The organism is Escherichia sp. HH26CH (genome assembly GCF_009820205.1).
Taxonomy (GTDB): Bacteria; Pseudomonadota; Gammaproteobacteria; order Enterobacterales; family Enterobacteriaceae; genus Escherichia; species Escherichia coli_F.
The window spans coordinates 35,577-52,641 of the sequence record NZ_VNXM01000018.1 but is presented as its reverse complement, the minus strand read 5'-3'; the positions used below and the strand labels follow the sequence as shown (position 1 = coordinate 52,641).

14 protein-coding genes and 2 pseudogenes are annotated in these 17,065 nt (G+C 50.7%); 7 read left to right on the top strand and 9 right to left on the bottom strand.

Features of this window, described 5'->3' with window-relative positions:
* Positions 1–79: 79 nt before the first annotated feature.
* Entirely contained in the window at positions 80–1,612 is a 1,533-nt protein-coding gene (locus tag FQ015_RS07000; RefSeq protein WP_000190855.1) for a SpoVR family protein, read from the bottom strand.
* Positions 1,613–1,941: 329 nt separating this feature from the next.
* On the opposite strand from FQ015_RS07000, the gene dadA reads away from it, so the two are divergent.
* Positions 1,942–3,240: a D-amino acid dehydrogenase gene (dadA, locus tag FQ015_RS06995; RefSeq protein WP_160523885.1), complete on the top strand. Its 1,299-nt coding sequence runs from the start codon at positions 1,942–1,944 to the stop codon at positions 3,238–3,240.
* 9 nt (positions 3,241–3,249) lie between these two features.
* Positions 3,250–4,320 (top strand): catabolic alanine racemase DadX, encoded by a 1,071-nt coding sequence (gene dadX, locus FQ015_RS06990; RefSeq protein ID WP_160523884.1) that lies wholly within the window; start codon positions 3,250–3,252, stop codon positions 4,318–4,320.
* A gap of 167 nt (positions 4,321–4,487) precedes the next feature.
* Here dadX and FQ015_RS06985 read toward each other — a convergent pair whose 3' ends face one another.
* Positions 4,488–5,897, bottom strand: a complete 1,410-nt coding sequence (locus FQ015_RS06985; protein WP_105271266.1) for a hypothetical protein — start codon at positions 5,895–5,897, stop codon at positions 4,488–4,490.
* 402 nt (positions 5,898–6,299) lie between these two features.
* Here FQ015_RS06985 and FQ015_RS23955 point away from each other — a divergent pair, with 402 nt between their 5' ends.
* Both FQ015_RS23955 and FQ015_RS24700 read left to right on the top strand, forming a co-directional pair.
* Complete coding sequence (locus FQ015_RS23955) at positions 6,300–6,452, top strand: hypothetical protein (RefSeq protein WP_105278678.1); 153 nt, start codon at positions 6,300–6,302, stop codon at positions 6,450–6,452.
* 42 nt (positions 6,453–6,494) lie between these two features.
* Entirely contained in the window at positions 6,495–6,683 is a 189-nt protein-coding gene (locus tag FQ015_RS24700; protein ID WP_420106936.1) for a hypothetical protein, read from the top strand.
* Here the strand turns inward: FQ015_RS24700 and FQ015_RS06980 are convergent.
* Together FQ015_RS06980 and ldcA are read right to left on the bottom strand one after the other, a co-directional pair.
* Positions 6,621–8,291: pseudogene (locus FQ015_RS06980) on the bottom strand (potassium/proton antiporter); the annotation flags it as partial. The gene FQ015_RS24700 and the pseudogene FQ015_RS06980 overlap by 63 nt on opposite strands.
* 94 nt (positions 8,292–8,385) lie before the next feature.
* Positions 8,386–9,300, bottom strand: a complete 915-nt coding sequence (gene ldcA / locus FQ015_RS06975; protein WP_103253920.1) for a muramoyltetrapeptide carboxypeptidase — start codon at positions 9,298–9,300, stop codon at positions 8,386–8,388.
* A gap of 99 nt (positions 9,301–9,399) precedes the next feature.
* Between ldcA and emtA the strand changes: the two genes are divergently transcribed.
* Positions 9,400–10,011, top strand: a complete 612-nt coding sequence (gene emtA / locus FQ015_RS06970) for a membrane-bound lytic murein transglycosylase EmtA (protein ID WP_001295616.1) — start codon at positions 9,400–9,402, stop codon at positions 10,009–10,011.
* Between the two features lies 1 nt (position 10,012).
* On the opposite strand, the gene ycgR is transcribed toward emtA, so the two are convergent.
* Entirely contained in the window at positions 10,013–10,747 is a 735-nt protein-coding gene (gene ycgR, locus FQ015_RS06965; protein WP_160523883.1) for a flagellar brake protein YcgR, read from the bottom strand.
* Positions 10,748–10,947: 200 nt separating this feature from the next.
* On the opposite strand from ycgR, the gene FQ015_RS06960 reads away from it, so the two are divergent.
* On the top strand, positions 10,948–11,202 hold the full coding sequence (locus tag FQ015_RS06960; protein WP_001353273.1) for a GlsB/YeaQ/YmgE family stress response membrane protein: 255 nt from the start codon (positions 10,948–10,950) through the stop codon (positions 11,200–11,202).
* Positions 11,203–11,378: 176 nt separating this feature from the next.
* A pseudogene (ycgY, locus tag FQ015_RS06955) lies at positions 11,379–11,820 on the top strand (protein YcgY).
* A gap of 78 nt (positions 11,821–11,898) precedes the next feature.
* On the opposite strand, the gene treA reads toward ycgY, so the two are convergent.
* The 4 genes from treA to dhaK all read right to left on the bottom strand — a co-directional run bounded on the left by treA (position 11,899) and on the right by dhaK (position 17,059).
* Positions 11,899–13,596, bottom strand: coding sequence for an alpha,alpha-trehalase (treA, locus tag FQ015_RS06950; RefSeq protein ID WP_160523882.1), 1,698 nt, complete (start codon positions 13,594–13,596; stop codon positions 11,899–11,901).
* A 320-nt stretch (positions 13,597–13,916) separates the two neighbouring features.
* Complete coding sequence (gene dhaM, locus FQ015_RS06945) at positions 13,917–15,335, bottom strand: dihydroxyacetone kinase phosphoryl donor subunit DhaM (RefSeq protein ID WP_160523881.1); 1,419 nt, start codon at positions 15,333–15,335, stop codon at positions 13,917–13,919.
* Between the two features lie 10 nt (positions 15,336–15,345).
* Entirely contained in the window at positions 15,346–15,978 is a 633-nt protein-coding gene (gene dhaL / locus FQ015_RS06940; RefSeq protein ID WP_039021481.1) for a dihydroxyacetone kinase subunit DhaL, read from the bottom strand.
* Positions 15,979–15,988: 10 nt separating this feature from the next.
* Positions 15,989–17,059 carry a dihydroxyacetone kinase subunit DhaK gene (dhaK, locus tag FQ015_RS06935; RefSeq protein WP_039021480.1) on the bottom strand — a complete coding sequence of 357 codons (1,071 nt, stop codon included), beginning with the start codon at positions 17,057–17,059 and terminating at the stop codon, positions 15,989–15,991.
* Positions 17,060–17,065 lie beyond the last annotated feature (6 nt).

Below are 17,065 nucleotides of genomic sequence, written 5' to 3'. Positions count from 1 at the left end.
TGTTAGGGCGCGGCTGGTAACAGAGCCTTACAGGCGCATTTGAAAAACCTCCGGCTATGCCGGAGGATATTTATTGTTTTTACAGATTTCCCATTCTCGGCGGGCAGCGTTCCAGCAACTCGACGCTGCCGTCTTCGTTTTGCTGTTCCAGCATCACATCAAATCCCCACAGGCGATGCACATGCTTCAGCACTTCTTTGCGCCCCCGATCCAGCGGTGCGCGATTATGTGGAATGTAACGCAGCGTCAGCGAACGGTCGCCGCGCAAATCCACGTTCCAGATCTGAATATTCGGCTCCAGATTACTTAAATTATATTGCGACGATAACCGGTTACGGATCTCCCGATAACCTTCTTCATTATGAATAGCGGAAATCTCCAGATAATTATGCCGATCGTCATCCAGCACGGTGAAGAAGCGGAAATCACGCATCACTTTCGGTGACAGGAACTGGCTGATAAAACTCTCATCTTTGAAATCACGCATCGCAAAATGCAATGTTTCCAGCCAGTCAGAACCGGCGATATCCGGGAACCAGTATTTGTCTTCTTCCGTCGGCGACTGACAAATCCGTTTAATATCCTGGAACATGGCGAAACCAAGCGCATACGGGTTTATTCCGCTGTACCACGGGCTGTTATAGGGCGGCTGGAAAACCACATTGGTGTGGCTGTGCAAAAACTCCAGCATAAAACGTTCCGTCACTTTCCCTTCATCATACAGATGATTAAGGATGGTGTAGTGCCAGAAGGTCGCCCAGCCTTCGTTCATTACCTGAGTCTGTTTTTGCGGATAAAAATACTGGCTCACCTTACGCACAATACGCAGAATTTCACGCTGCCATGATTCCAGCAGGGGTGCATTTTTCTCCATAAAATAGAGCAGGTTTTCTTGTGGCTCGGACGGATAGCGGCGCGCTTCAGCAACCGTTTTCTCTTCCTCGCGCTTCGGCAGGGTACGCCAGAGCATATTAACCTGACTTTGCAGATATTCTTCGCGACTTTTCTGCCGGGCTTTCTCTTCTTGCAACGAGATTTTTTGCGGGCGTTTGTAGCGGTCCACGCCGTAGTTCATTAGCGCATGACAGGAGTCAAGAAGCCGTTCTACTTCATCAACGCCATAACGTTCTTCGCACTCGGTAATATATTTACGGGCAAAAATCAGATAATCGACAATCGAACTGGCGTCGGTCCAGCTACGGAATAAGTAATTGTTTTTGAAGAAAGAGTTATGCCCATAGCAGGCGTGGGCCATCACAAGTGCCTGCATGGTGATAGTGTTCTCTTCCATCAGGTAAGCGATACACGGGTTAGAGTTAATGACGATTTCATAGGCCAGTCCTTGCTGACCGTGCTTATACAGCCGTTCAGTCTCGATAAACTTTTTACCGAATGACCAGTGTGGATAGTTAATTGGCATGCCGACGCTGGAGTAGGCATCCATCATCTGTTCTGAGGTGATCACTTCAATCTGGTGCGGGTAGGTATCCAGCCGATAGAGTTTCGCTACCCGGTCTATCTCTGCCAGATAAACATCCAGCAGGTCAAACGTCCAGTCGGGTCCATCGCTCAAACGTGTGGTGTCCTTATTCATAGAATCGATCGTCGCCATACGCGCACCTCATTGTTGTCGGTGCTCTCTGTGTGGAACACCTCATTTCAAGCATAGAACACCTGTTAAAAACCGCGTCGCCGAAGAATTTTTTTCTTTGCGATTTCTTATTATCAGAGTGCCAGTAATTCGCTTATGAGCGGAATTTTATGCTGGTTAAAAAGGGTGTTCAGCAGGAGATACTAAAGATGCCATATTGCTGCAGAGTCAGGGAGATGTGAGCCAGCTCACCATAAAAAAGCCGTATGTTGAATAATATTTTCAACTGAGTTATCAAGATGTAATTAGATTATTATTCTTTTACTGTATCTACCGTTATCGGAGTGGCTATGCGAGTTGTCATACTGGGAAGTGGTGTGGTAGGCGTTGCCAGCGCCTGGTACTTAAATCAGGCAGGACATGAGGTCACCGTCATTGATCGGGAGCCAGGGGCCGCCCTGGAAACCAGTGCAGCGAATGCCGGGCAAATTTCTCCCGGCTATGCTGCGCCGTGGGCAGCGCCAGGTGTACCTTTAAAAGCGATTAAATGGATGTTCCAGCGCCATGCGCCGCTGGCGGTTCGTCTCGACGGTACGCAGTTCCAGTTGAAATGGATGTGGCAAATGTTACGTAACTGTGACACCAGCCACTACATGGAAAACAAAGGGCGGATGGTGCGTCTGGCGGAATACAGCCGTGATTGCCTGAAAGCATTGCGCGCCGAAACTCATATTCAGTATGAAGGGCGGCAGGGCGGGACGCTGCAACTGTTCCGTACAGAACAACAATATGAAAACGCCACTCGCGATATCGCCGTGCTGGAGGATGCAGGCGTACCGTATCAACTGCTGGAATCCAGCCGCCTGGCGGAAGTGGAACCTGCGTTGGCGGAAGTGGCGCACAAACTGACGGGCGGCCTGCAGTTACCCAATGACGAAACCGGAGACTGCCAGCTGTTTACCCAGAATCTGGCGCGGATGGCAGAGCAGGCGGGGGTTAAATTCCGCTTTAATACGCCTGTTGACCAACTGCTTTGCGACGGCGAGCAGATCTATGGCGTGAAGTGTGGTGATGAAGTGATTAAGGCCGATGCGTATGTGATGGCGTTTGGTTCTTACTCGACGGCGATGCTTAAAGGCATTGTTGATATTCCGGTCTATCCGCTGAAAGGCTACTCGCTGACCATTCCGATTGCGCAAGAAGATGGCGCGCCGGTGTCCACCATTCTTGATGAAACCTATAAAATCGCCATTACTCGTTTCGATAACCGCATTCGCGTTGGTGGAATGGCGGAAATTGTTGGCTTTAACACCGAGCTGTTGCAGCCACGTCGTGAAACGCTGGAAATGGTGGTTCGCGATCTCTATCCACGCGGCGGTCATGTCGAGCAGGCCACATTCTGGACGGGTCTGCGCCCGATGACGCCAGACGGCACGCCGGTTGTGGGGCGTACACGCTTTAAAAATCTGTGGCTGAATACCGGTCACGGTACGCTCGGCTGGACGATGGCTTGCGGTTCCGGTCAGTTGTTAAGCGATCTGCTCTCTGGCCGTACGCCAGCGATCCCGTATGAGGATTTAAGCGTAGCACGCTACAGCCGTGGATTTACGCCATCACGCCCGGGCCATTTACATGGCGCGCACAGCTAAGGAAACGAGATGACCCGTCCGATACAGGCCAGCCTCGATCTGCAGGCATTAAAACAGAATCTTTCCATTGTCCGGCAGGCCGCGCCGCACGCGCGTGTCTGGTCGGTGGTAAAAGCGAATGCTTACGGGCACGGTATTGAGCGTATCTGGAGCGCGCTAGGGGCCACCGATGGCTTTGCATTACTTAATCTGGAAGAGGCAATAACGTTACGTGAGCGCGGCTGGAAAGGACCGATCCTGATGCTGGAGGGTTTTTTCCATGCACAGGATCTGGAGATTTATGACCAGTACCGCCTGACCACCTGCGTCCACAGCAACTGGCAGCTCAAAGCACTGCAAAATGCGCGGCTAAAAGCGCCGTTGGATATTTATCTTAAAGTGAACAGTGGGATGAATCGGTTGGGCTTCCAGCCCGATCGTGTGCTTACCGTCTGGCAGCAGCTGCGGGCGATGGCGAATGTTGGCGAAATGACTCTGATGTCGCATTTTGCCGAGGCGGAGCATCCTGATGGGATTGCCGGCGCAATGGCGCGTATTGAGCAGGCGGCGGAAGGGCTGGAATGTCGGCGTTCATTGTCCAATTCGGCGGCGACTCTGTGGCATCCGGAAGCGCATTTTGACTGGGTTCGGCCTGGCATTATTTTGTATGGTGCTTCGCCGTCGGGTCAGTGGTGCGATATCGCCAATACCGGATTACGTCCGGTAATGACGCTAAGCAGTGAGATTATTGGTGTCCAGACGCTAAAAGCGGGTGAGCGTGTGGGCTATGGCGGTCGCTATACTGCGCGCGATGAGCAACGAATCGGCATTGTTGCCGCAGGATACGCCGACGGTTATCCGCGCCACGCGCCTACCGGTACACCTGTTTTAGTCGACGGCGTGCGTACCATGACGGTGGGGACAGTCTCGATGGATATGCTGGCGGTCGATTTAACGCCTTGCCCGCAGGCGGGTATTGGTACACCGGTTGAGCTGTGGGGCAAGGAGATCAAAATTGATGATGTTGCCGCCGCTGCCGGAACCGTGGGTTATGAGTTGATGTGCGCGCTGGCGTTACGGGTCCCGGTTGTGACGGTGTAACTTGTTGTAAGCCGGATCGGAGGCAGTGTCTTCTGGTTGCAAAAAAATCATCCATCCGGCTGGTCAGCAACTTTCGCTGTTAATGTGACAGAGCCATTTTCCATGATAGTGCCCATTAAAATGATGGACACTATTTCCCCGGAACCTGAGCTCACCGCACAGGCGTTCTACATAAAACGCTTACGCTTCATTGTTGACTCGAACTCGACTTCAGATAAATCACGCTTTACCCTTAATGCAGATTCGGGTTCATGTTCAGAATGTTGATTAACAGGCTGCGAGTCCTGTTGTCTTTCCAGACTCAACAGGCCCAACTGCTGATCCAGGAGCTCCAGGTCCTCCTGTACCTTCACGCGCTCCAGGAGTACCGGATCCTCCAGGTGCTCCAGAGCCATCAGGTCCTCCAGGTCCTCCAGCTCCTCGAGTCCCTCCAGGTCAAACTGGCCTTCCTTGCGCAAAAAGTCTAAAAGGTCCACCAGGCCCTCCTGGTTTTTCAGGCCCTCGACGGCTTTGAGCAGCGTCGGTAAATTGTCTTTGTCCCAAGGGTTACTGTTACAGTCAAACAACTTCAGGCTATGGGGCTGCGGCACCGATATCGTTTTAAACTGGTTGTGACCACAGTAGTATATTATTAGCTTGGGCGGCAGCCGTGGTGCAGAGATCAAATCGTTACTAGAACAGTCAAATACTTTCAGGCGAGTCAAGTTCTCCAGCATCTCATCAGGTATTGAGTTAATATTGTTGCCGGCACAGGATAGTTTATACAGGTACTGGGGCATCGACGGCGGTAAAAATTGCAAGAAGTTTTCAGAACAGTTAATCACTCTCAGGTTAGTCGACAGCTCAGGTAGCCAGATAATATAGTTTTCACAGCACTTCAGTATCATCAGTTTCGGGGGCTGCACCTTTGGTAACAAGATCAAAACGTTATCCATACACTCAAGCACCCTCAGTTCCTTCGGCAACATCTTCGGTAACGCGGACAACACGTTATTATTGCAGTAAAATTTCATCAGAAGTGGAGGCAAATTTTCAGGGAGTGAGGTCAATCCAAGATCGCTAAGATTGAGCATAATTTGTCTATTTATGAGACATTCCTTCATTCTGCGCAATGCCTCTGCCCGGTTTTCAGTTCGGATTGCTGGCAGGTTTTCTTCCAGGATATTTTTCAGGATTTCTTTCACGTCTTCTTGTGATATTTCTGGCACTTTTTTTTGCAGGATTTCTTGCTGGGTTTCTTTCAGAGTTTCTTGCAGGTTTTCTTGCAGACCATCTTGCTGTATAGCCCATGTGCACCATTCGGCGACCAACCTGAACTCGTTATATTGCGGATCCGGAGGGGCCTCCAACGTGATGGTAATATTGTTTTCCATCTGTATTTTCACTTTGTCCGCGTTACTGAGGTCAATGATCCTCTGGGGGGCATCACCCCAGCGAAATTTTTGCGGGCCGAGATACTGCATGTTCCGCAAAAGATGATTCTTGAATTCCACCGTCAGTAAGCGCCGCCCTGACGGGTGTACGCCTGTGTTATAGGAAGATGGGGCGAATAGGCGTATGTCTTTAATGCTGGCCATAATGCTACGTATCCTTGAAATAAATATCCTCTGGCAGCGCCGGAGACGTGAATGTGGTCACCGCAAAGGTGCCACAGGACGTCATTTGCGCTGATATAACGACTCATCGTTGACTTTTTCCCTGGTCAGAAATGCCGTGTCGGGTCTGGTACATGCGTAACAGACCTGAATCAGTTTTATTACGGCCCAGGCAGCTCTGACGTATTAGTGAAAATACGAAAGCGAACGACCCGGAAATAATCGTTATTAAGCAAAGTAATAACTATAAGAAATCGCTCATGCATCCGGTGCTACAGGCGGATGAAACGCCACTGCAGATACAGGGCAGCCTGAAACGCGTATTCTGTGGGCTGCAGGTTGCGTGGGGGAATATGTTCGGGCGATGTCAGGCAGGGGCCCCTGATGGTTGACGGGTATACCGGTAATGCGGGGCTGGTTATTCTTCACCTGTTGCAGTCAGAAGAAGCCCTTACGCTGACTTTCTTGAGCCGGTGTTTTGAATTTATTAGCCAGAGCCTGCAATGGTTTGTCATCCATAATTTAACCTTCTTCTGATGTTGGTATGAGCATATCAAAATCAGGAAATGACAAGTTTATATGCAGGCTCAGGCTGCGTTGTGCAAAGCATCGCATCCGGGGATAGATGCTGCATTAAATTTAAGATTCAGCTTCCTCTTCAGCCACCCGTACGCCAATCTTCAACACTTCATTATCTTCTTTCTCGGCCACCGTCCAGATCATCCCGGCAAACTCTACCTGGTCACCGACAACCGGTGCCGCGCCTAACAACTGCTGGACAATTTCACCCAGCGTTTGCTGCTTATCGCGATATTCTCGCCCATCTTCCAGGCCATATATCAGCGCCACATCAGCATATTTGGCACTGGCTTCGAGAATGAAGTCACCAAAGAAGCGTTGATCCAACGCGACCGGCGGCGACTGGCTAAACAGTTTACCGAGTGCCGGGAGATCGCGTTCCCGACCAATTACACACAACACATCACCTTCGCGTAGTCGGGTGCTGCCGGTGGGATGAAGCAATTGATTATCACGAAACAGTGCCGCAATACGTGTCTCTTTTGGCATATGTAGATCGCGCAGTGCCGCACCTACACACCATTTATCGGCACTCAACTGATAAACAAACTGCTCCCACGGATTTTCCGGGTGAATATCCAGGCCAACGCGCGACACCGGACGTCCGACGGGCGGAACCACCACTTTGGCCTTTTTCGCCGCCCACGAGAGTGATGTTCCCTGCAATAGCAGTGAAACCAGAACCACAAAGAAGGCGACATTAAAGAACAGTCGCGCATTCTCCAGCCCTGCCATCATCGGGAAAACGGCCAGGATGATTGGCACCGCGCCGCGTAATCCCACCCAACTGATAAACACGCGCTCACGTAGATTAAAACCGCGGAACGGTAGCAATCCGGCAAATACCGAAAGAGGACGAGCGAAGAAAATCATCCATGCGGACAAAATGAGCGCCGGAATGGCAATAGGCAGTAGATCGCTTGGGTTAACCAACAGCCCCAGCACCAGGAACATGGCAATTTGTGCCAGCCAGGCGAGGCCGTCGAAATTTTGCAGAATGCCGTAGCGGTTGCGAATTGGCCGATTACCCAGCAGAAAACCGCACAGATAAACAGCCAGAATACCGCTGCCTTCCAGCGCCGTGGTTAAAGCAAAAATTAAAATACCGCCGCTTAATGCCAGCAGTGGATATAAACCTGCGGGCAGGGCGATGCGATTAATCATTTGCAGCAGTAAATAACCACCGCCAAGACCGATGACAATCCCGAGGCCAAATTGCTGCAGAATATCGACCACGAACATCCAGCTGACACTGCTTTCATGCTGCTGGATCATCGCAATCAGGGTAATCGTCAGAAAGACCGCCATTGGGTCATTACTGCCGGACTCTATCTCCAGCGTCGAGCCAACACGTTCATTAAGCCCCTTACCACCCAGTAAAGAAAAGACCGCCGCAGCATCGGTGGAGCCGACGATAGCGCCGATTAATAAACCTTCGATCAAATCAAGATTAAACAGCCACGCCGCCATCATGCCGGTTAAACCAGAGGTGATAAGCACGCCCAGCGTCGCCAGTGACAGCGCCGGTCCTAGCGCGACGCGAAAGGAGCTGGCCTGAGTGCGCATCCCGCCGTCGAGCAAAATAATCGCCAGCGCCAGGTTACTTACCATGTAGGCGAAGGGGTAATTATCAAACGGGATACCGCCGACGCCATCGACTCCCGCCAGCATGCCGATCGCTAGGAAAATAACCAGAATAGGAATGCCAAGACGGGAAGAAAATGAACTAAGTAAAATACTGCTGGTGACAAGGATGGATCCTAAGATGAAAAGGCTAATTATTGTTGTGGCATCCAACGGTCGGTTACTCCTGATTACGCTGTCTCTTATATAAACCCTACCATATTAGCGGCAGAGACAGCGTTTTACTTAGCCCTGAAGCGTGATTTTTTTACATTTTAAGAACAGGATGACCGCTAATCGTCAACTGAGTGCCTTCCTGGGTGTTATTAAGAATGGCATGTGCGCCCAACGGCAGCGTAACCGTACGTTGTTCATGACCAAAATCGAGGCCGGTAATGAGTGGAATCGACAGGCGGGAACGCAAAAACGCGTACACTGACTCCAGGTTGTAACCTGCGTCATAATCATTGGGCGTGCTCCCGCTAAAGCTACCGAGAATAATCGCCTTCTGACGTGGCAAAATTCCAGCATGATAGAGCTGCAACAGCATACGTTCGACGCGGAAAGGATGCTCGTTAATATCTTCCAGCACCAGAATACCGTTTTCGATTTGCGGCATCCACGGTGTACCAATCAGTGAAATCAGCATCGCGAGATTGCCTCCCCATAACGTGCCTTCGGTCTGACATGTCGGGCCTTCCCCTTGCCATTCAATGGTGAAGGTTTCATTGCGTAACGCCAGCCAGAAATGGTGCTCGGTAAAGGCGTTTAGTTCATCCGCGCCAAAGTTTGCTACCAGCATGGGGCCGCTAAAAGTGATGACATTGCCTTGCGCCAGAAGACCGCACTGAATGGCGGTAAAATCGCTATGTCCGCAAATGAGCAACGGGTCATGTTGTTGGCGAGCCACCAGTGCCTGCCAGTCAATATCCGCCAGTAAACGACTGGCACCGTAACCACCGCGTACAGCCAGCACGATAGTGTTGGGGGTAGTCAGTCTGGCAAGGGAATTGAGATCTTCCAGACGCTCCGTTTCCGTACCCGCAAAACGCTCACAACGACGGGCAATAACCTCGACGTTATTGACCTGATGCCCCGCGTCGGTAAGGCGCTGGATACCACGCAGCGCATCGTGTTGTTTTATGCAGTAACCCGATGGGGCAATTAAGTGAAACAGAGACATGGCAATTCCTTGCTGACAACAGAAACGAAATGTATATCATGCCGCTTAGGTGTGCCGTTGTCACCTCAACGGCGATTCCAGGCTATAAGGATAGAAGAAGTGAAATTAAGATGGTTTGCCTTTTTGATTGTGTTATTAGCGGGTTGTTCATCAAAGCATGACTACACGAACCCGCCGTGGAACGCGAAAGTTCCGGTGCAACGTGCGATGCAGTGGATGCCAATAAGCCAGAAAGCCGGTGCAGCCTGGGGCGTCGATCCACAATTGATCACGGCGATTATCGCTATCGAATCGGGTGGTAATCCGAACGCGGTGAGTAAATCGAATGCCATTGGTTTGATGCAGTTAAAAGCTTCAACCTCCGGACGTGATGTTTATCGCCGTATGGGCTGGAGCGGTGAGCCGACGACCAGCGAGCTGAAAAATCCAGAACGTAATATTTCAATGGGCGCGGCTTACCTGAATATTCTGGAAACCGGCCCGCTGGCAGGCATTGAAGATCCGAAGGTACTGCAATATGCGCTGGTGGTGTCATACGCTAACGGGGCAGGTGCGCTGCTACGGACTTTCTCGTCAGATCGGAAAAAGGCGATCAGCAAAATCAACGATCTGGATGCTGACGAGTTCCTCGATCACGTAGCGCGAAATCATCCTGCGCCGCAGGCTCCGCGCTATATCTACAAACTTGAGCAGGCACTGGACGCGATGTAAATCAGTCGCGCACTTTGGCCGCTTTCTCCCGGGCTTCCCGCTCGAGAGAGAAAATAATCCGCTGTAATTGCCGCTCCACCGTCGGGCTGACGTTAAGAAAACGGAAGCTCAGACGGGGAGTGGTGATGGTTTCATTCTTGCCATCAATCACTTTGCGCTTGCTGATTGAGATTAACTGGGCGTCAAAGTGAAAAACACCCCATTGCCCCATGTTGACTTCAATCTGAGCGAAGCGCATGCCTTCGTGCAATCCGGCAGGCTTTGCCGTTTCCAGTAATGCGCCCATGCCGCCTAACGACAAATCATACAGGCGGAAACGTAACGTACTGTTATCCGCCAGTTTGGTCTGGCAAAAATAAGGCGGATGGAGTGGGGCGGAGATGCGGAAATATCGGCGTCGTTGTACAAACCACAAGGTGGGAGGCGGTACGGTAATAAATGCCGGAAGCTGCAAGTATTCACTCTGCTGTAGTTGTTCAACAGTAAATTCGACTTTCGCGCCCTGGGTTTCGGCGGTAATGGTAATGTGCTGCGCCTTTAACACAGCGTTGTTATCTTCGGCTTGACTGCCGAAATCCAGCACCAGTTTATCCGGGGTTATTGCCAGTATTTTGCTGATCAGCTGCCCGCCATTCCAACTGATACGCAAAGGAATTGCGGCTTTGTGCAAATCGCGTAACACGCCCAGGACGGCTAACGGATTTTGTTTCAGGAACTGCTCATGGTAATGACTCACGCGGAAAAACTCCTGACTGACAAACTGTCTTTGGTTTATCGGTCACAGTTAACAAAACTTAATACAAATGCGTGAATATTTTTTACATGTTGTTCTTAAATCAGCCGACAAACGCCCAGCATCGATCCCGCCCTTGCCTATACTTAGAGCGTTGACGTAAGCATTTCTTGCGTCCGATTCATCGAAACGAGGGCCTGAACATGGGAATTATTGCCTGGATTATTTTTGGCCTGATAGCCGGCATTATCGCCAAGCTAATCATGCCGGGGCGTGATGGTGGTGGATTTTTCCTGACCTGTATTCTCGGGATAATCGGTGCGGTGGTCGGCGGCTGGCTGGCGACCATGTTTGGCATTGGCGGCTCCATCAGTGGTTTTAATCTGCACAGCTTCCTGGTGGCGGTAGTGGGCGCTATCCTGGTGCTGGGCGTATTCCGCCTCCTGCGAAGAGAATAAGATTTTCATAAGGCGGATAGCGATACAGATGCCGCTATCCGCTTTCACATCAGAACGTATATTCGACACCTGCTTTACGGGTGAAAAAAATCAATATAGCACTTAGATGTCCGATAAAGTCGGTTCCCGGTAACAACAACAGAATATTTTTTTATTATTGTTTCGTTGTTTTTGGTGTGATTCAGAAAATAAATATTTTAGACAGTAGCCAGTCAGGCGTTAAAAAGGGGGGCGGATAGTGAGGCGGCTCTGGCTGCACTTATTGAACATTTAGAATTGATCAATCCTTCAGGCAGATTAAGCCCAAATACCCGTTTGGCAATGCTTCAGTTAAGCGAGGAGGAATGGTCTGAATTCTTTTTTTGGTTGCTAAATTCTCTGGAGTGCCTGGATTATGTGATCATTAATTTAACTCCAGAAAGCAAAAAAACGTTGATGAGCGAACACCGTAACAATATTCAGGTAGCAATTGATGCTTTATATAGCCAACGTCGGCGTAAATCGCCGGGTGATGATAGTGAAATGCTTACCCGTAGAAATGACGCTATCTTCGGCAACCACGTATGGCAAACATTTGCGCAATACTTCCCGCCAGGACTTGAAAAACCGTCTGTGTAGCAAAATCCATAGATATGGTGTTATCTGCCGACAACGCCATCCGGAGAAGTCGAATGACGTTGTCGGAGTAAGCGCTGGTTAAGGTGTGGGTTGTGCCTCTTTGGTTGAGGGTTGCGCCGTTGTTGACTTAACGGTCGGACGCGTCGCCGGAACATTGTCACACGGTTGCTCTTTCGGGCAGATCAAATCCAGCATTTTCAGCGTCACGCCATTGGTCCAGCCAAAGCCATCCTGTAATGGATATTCGCCACCGCCGCCCCCCGTTCCGGTGGTGCTGACATCATATTTTTCCACCAGCTTTTTCTCCCGGTCATAGGTGTGCTGAACATTGGTCAGGAAGTGCCAGCTAATGTCCATCGCTACCTCTTTTTGCCCGTAGTTTTGTAATCCCTCTGTCGCGACCCACTGCAACGGTGCCCAGCCATTTGGCGCATCCCATTGTTGCCCACTTTTCACCGACGTGGTGTTCAGGCCGCCGGGTTGCAGCAGATGTGTTTTCGTCGCCGTCGCCATTTTGCTGGCGCGATCTTTCGCTGCCGCATTGACGTACAGCGGGAACAGGGCGGCCGCGGTTAACTGATTGCGCACTTTATGACTTTTCAGGTCGTAATCGGCATACCAGCCTTGTTGATCGTTCCACAGATATTTTTCGATCCCTTTTTGACGGGCATTCGCCAGCGTTTCGTACTGGTTTGCCATCGCGTTATCTCCGGCAGCTTTGCTGGCGCGGGCGAGGATTTTTTCCATTTTAAACATCAGGCTGTTCAGATCGACCGGTACGATGCTGGTGGTGCGTAAGGTATTTAACTGCTGCGGATTGTCCATCCAGCGCGAGCTGAAATCCCAGCCAGACGCAGCGGCAGAGCGCAGGTCGCGGTAAATTTCAGTGGCAGGTCGATTCGGATTGCTTTTGGCGGTGGCAATATCTTCCACCCATGACTCTGGTCGTGGCGTATCGCGATCGTCCCAGTAGCGGTTGAGAAGGGTACCATCCTGAAGTTTTACAACGCGTTTTTCCTGTTGTCCGGCTTGCAGGTTTTCAACACCGTCCATCCAGTAAGCATATTCTTTTTGCATTTGCGGCAGGTATTGCTTCAACGCGGCATCGCCTTCATGCTGCGCCAGTAACTCTACCATCAGGGCAAAGAAGGGCGGTTGCGAGCGGCTTAAATAGTAACTGCGGTTGCCGTTGGGAATATGACCGTAAGTGTCTATTTCATGAGCAAAATTGGCCACCATATCCGCAACTTTATCCCAGTGACCGCTTTCGGCAAGTCCTAACATGGTGAAGTAGCTGTCCCAGTAATATACCTCGCGAAAACGTCCGCCCGGCACGACATAAGGTTCCGGCAGCGGTAACAGAGAATCCCATTTTTCGGTGTTTTCGGTAGAACGCGTTAATACCGGCCAAAGTCCGTCAATATGTTCGCGCAGCGACTGCCCTTCTGGCGGAACATATTTCTCTCCCTCTTTCGGCAGAGTGAAATTGACGTTAACGAAATGGCGCAGATCAAAGCCGCTCTGGTTTTGCTGCATTCGATAATCTGCAAGGATCATTAGCGGATCGCTGTTCGGCACGGCATCAGCAAAGGTCTTTTGGTCCGGAAAAAGTTTGGCGTTTTGCACATCGTTAAACAGCGGCCCTAACAAAATATCAGGCGGCTGTGGCGTTACTGGCGTTTCTTCTGCCTGCACCGCTAGCGCAGCGAAACACAACAAAACGCAGGCGGGAATTAACGCTATTTTTTGCGGGCGAGGAGGGGCGGTGGCTTTCATCAATCATTCTCCTTGGGCGAAACCGAACAAAACGGTATTCAAGTATCAGAAAACCTTAGTTCAGGATCGCACTAACTGCATGATCGAAATCTCATTCTGCGAACTGTCAGGCATTTTGGAAAAGGAGATTAAAGGGATAAATAAGGGTGAAATAGAGTAATTAAATAAAGTCTGTTTATTAGCCAGCCAGCGACGTTTGGTTTGCGATTAGCGCAGAAAAAATCATCATGATTTGGTAAAAAATATAACAGGTAGTTAAAAAATATCAGAGCAGAGTAAATTGCCGGATGGCATCAGAACGATGCCATCCGAACGGTGGTTTATCCCTGATGGCTGAAACGTTGCGTTTTAACGTCCAGCGTTAACGTTTCTTCAGGTTGTATCGCATACAGTTTCTCACCCTGCTGGCAAATCCAGCCAATCCCCAGTTCGTGGGCGATTAGGGCGCTGTGGGATACCGGACTTCCGGCGCTAAGGCAGATCCCTTTTACAACCGCCGGATCCAGTTGCAGAACCGTGGACGGATAAATGTTCTCCGCCAGTAAAATGGTTGGCGAGTTAAATTGCGGGAGTTCTTCTTTCGTTTGCGTCAGGTGGATTAGGGTGCGATGTAGAAGATCGTCCACATCGATATAGCGAGCCTGTAAATATTCATCATCCAGTTGTTGGTATTGCTGGCTTAGTTCTTTAAGAACGTGCTGCCAGGCATATTCTGCTGTGCAATGCTCATGCTGAAGAAATTCGTTTGCCGCCGCCAGCAGTTCTGGATCATCTAACAGTGTATGGTGACCAGAAAAGATTGCGGCAATATCGTCAAGCCCGCTCGCTTCTGCTTTCGCTGTTAACGTCATCAGATCTAATAACGTGAAGTCAATTGCCTGGCGTAATCGTTCTTGTTCTTCTTCCACGGTCAGAGTTGATTTTGCCTGTACCGTACATAAAACTGGTTGATAATAAAAGGCTTTACCCGAAACAGGCGGAATGGGCCGCTGAGTAGGCGGAGCAACTTCGTCCGTTTCACCAAAGTTATCTTCAGCCAGCTGACGGAAAGCAACCAGCGCCTCTTCAGCTTCTGGCCCTTTCGCAATCAGGCGCAGCGTATCGTTATAGCGGACTTGTAGTAGCGCGATCTGGTTAATACTCTCCGGTGTGACGCATTTGCCGTTTTTCTCCAGCAACATATCGGCATTAAATGTCGATAAGGTATAAACCAGCCGGGAGGCCGGACGTACATGAAGGCCGTTACGGTTTTTAATGACCACGGCCAGAGAACGGGCTTCTTCATCGTACGGAGGACATGTGTCAGAGATTTCAGCGTCGGAGGACGGTAAACCCAGTTGTTCACGTTTGGCTTCCAGCGCATGCATGGCGTCAAAGATCACTTTGTCGATATCCGCCCCCGAGGCCGCGCTGACCGTTGCTGCCAGTGTACCTTCGACTAACGGTGCCGCACACAAACGTACTTTTGCGGCGATCTCGGGAGCTAGCAATTCCAGCGCAGTTTCAGCACTCAATAATGCGCTACCCATATCCATCATCACCAGCACATGGTCGGCATCGGCAACGGACTCGATGGCCTCCATCACTTTGACGGCATCGGTACCAATGGGATTTTGGGGATCGTCAATTCCCGCGGCAATGGCGATTTTACAGCTATCACTCATTAACATCTGACGGGCTAATTCACCGACACCTTCTCCCAGTCGGGCGCTATGTGAAACTATGACCAGGTTTACCATCACCATTTCCTTACTCTTTTGCGGCTAACGCCAGCATTTGCATCATAAACATCACGGAGGTCGCGCCGGGATCCTGGTGACCAATACTGCGTTCACCGAGATAACTGGCGCGGCCTTTGCGGGCTTGCATCGTAATCGTACTTTGTGCAGAGGATTCAGCGACGCTACTGGCGGCTTCGAGCGCCACCGGAACAGAGAGATTTTGCTCGCTGGACTGACGTAACGATTCCACCACCGGCACCCAGACATCACACATAGTTTTATCGCCAGGTTCGGCTTTCCCGCGACTGATTACGCCGTCTACACCATCGCGGAACATCTGATACAGTTCTTCCAGCGTCAGGCTTTGCCGTGCCTGTGTCGCCTGTGCGGCGCGGATAAAGAAAGTACCGAACAGCGGACCACTGGCACCACCGACGCTGGAAAGCAGCGTCATGCCGGTATTCTTGAGAATGAAACCGATATCTTTATCTGCGATAGCAGGGAGTTTTTCTACCACCTTGCTAAAGCCACGGTTCATATTTAGCCCGTGGTCAGCGTCGCCAATTTCGCGATCCAGTCCGGTAAGATACTCGCTCTCTTTGCTGAAAATTTCTCCACAGCGAGTGAGCCAGTTAACAATTTGAGTTCTGCTCAGTGACATGGTTATCTCCTTATTTACCCCAGTTAAGCGCCGGGGTGTGGACCGGGGCGTCCCATAACGCCAGCGTTTCGTCATCAACTTTCAGTAAGGTGATGGAAAAACCGGTCATGTCCAGTGAGGTACAATACGCGCCGATTAAATTGCGCTCGATAGTCAAGCCCGCTTGCTGGCAACGCGTGGCCAGGCGGTTATAGACGCCATACAGTTCAGAAAGCGGAGTTGCACCAAGATTGTTGACGAGTGCAATTACTCGATCGCCAGACTGAAGCGGTTGTTTAGTTTGCGTCTCTTCCTGCCAGCTACCTTGTCGATAATCCCAGAAGCGGAGCGTGCGGTGGTATGTGCCATTTTCCAGCAGGGTGTCGAACATTTGATCAACTGTTTGGTCAAGGGAGGAGAAGGGGCGGCGGTCAATACCCGGCTCACCATGAATGCCGACGCCAAACTCCATCTCATTATCTGCCAGGGTAAAAGAAGGTTTTCCCGCGGCAGGAACGGTACAGGCATTGAGGGCGATACCAATAGAATGGCCCTGATTGTTCAACTTACGCCCCAGTTGTGCACAAGCCTCCAGCGAGTCGCCACGTTCTGCCGCTGCGCCTACGAGTTTTTCGATTAATACGGTGTTGGCAACGCCGCGCCGCCCAGCGGTATAAAGACTGTCTTTTACTGCAACGTCGTCATCAATGACCACGGTGGTCACTTTTACGCCGCTATCGTGCAGTAATTCTGTTGCTGTTTCAAAGTTAAGAATATCGCCGGTGTAATTTTTGATAATCAGCAGTACACCTTCGCCGCCATCAACTTGCATGGCGCATTCAAAAATTTTATCGGGCGTCGGTGAGGTGAATATTTCGCCCGGACAGGCCCCCGAAAGCATCCCCTGACCGATATAACCGCAGTGCATCGGTTCGTGTCCGCTGCCGCCGCCCGACAGCAGGGCGACTTTTCCTGCAACGGGGGCATCAGCTCGGGTGACATACACCGGATCCTGATGCAGTGTCAGCGATGAATGTGCTTTCGCCAGACCCGCCAGTTGTTCGTCCAGAACGTCTTGCACATCATTGATCAATTTTTTCATTATCTT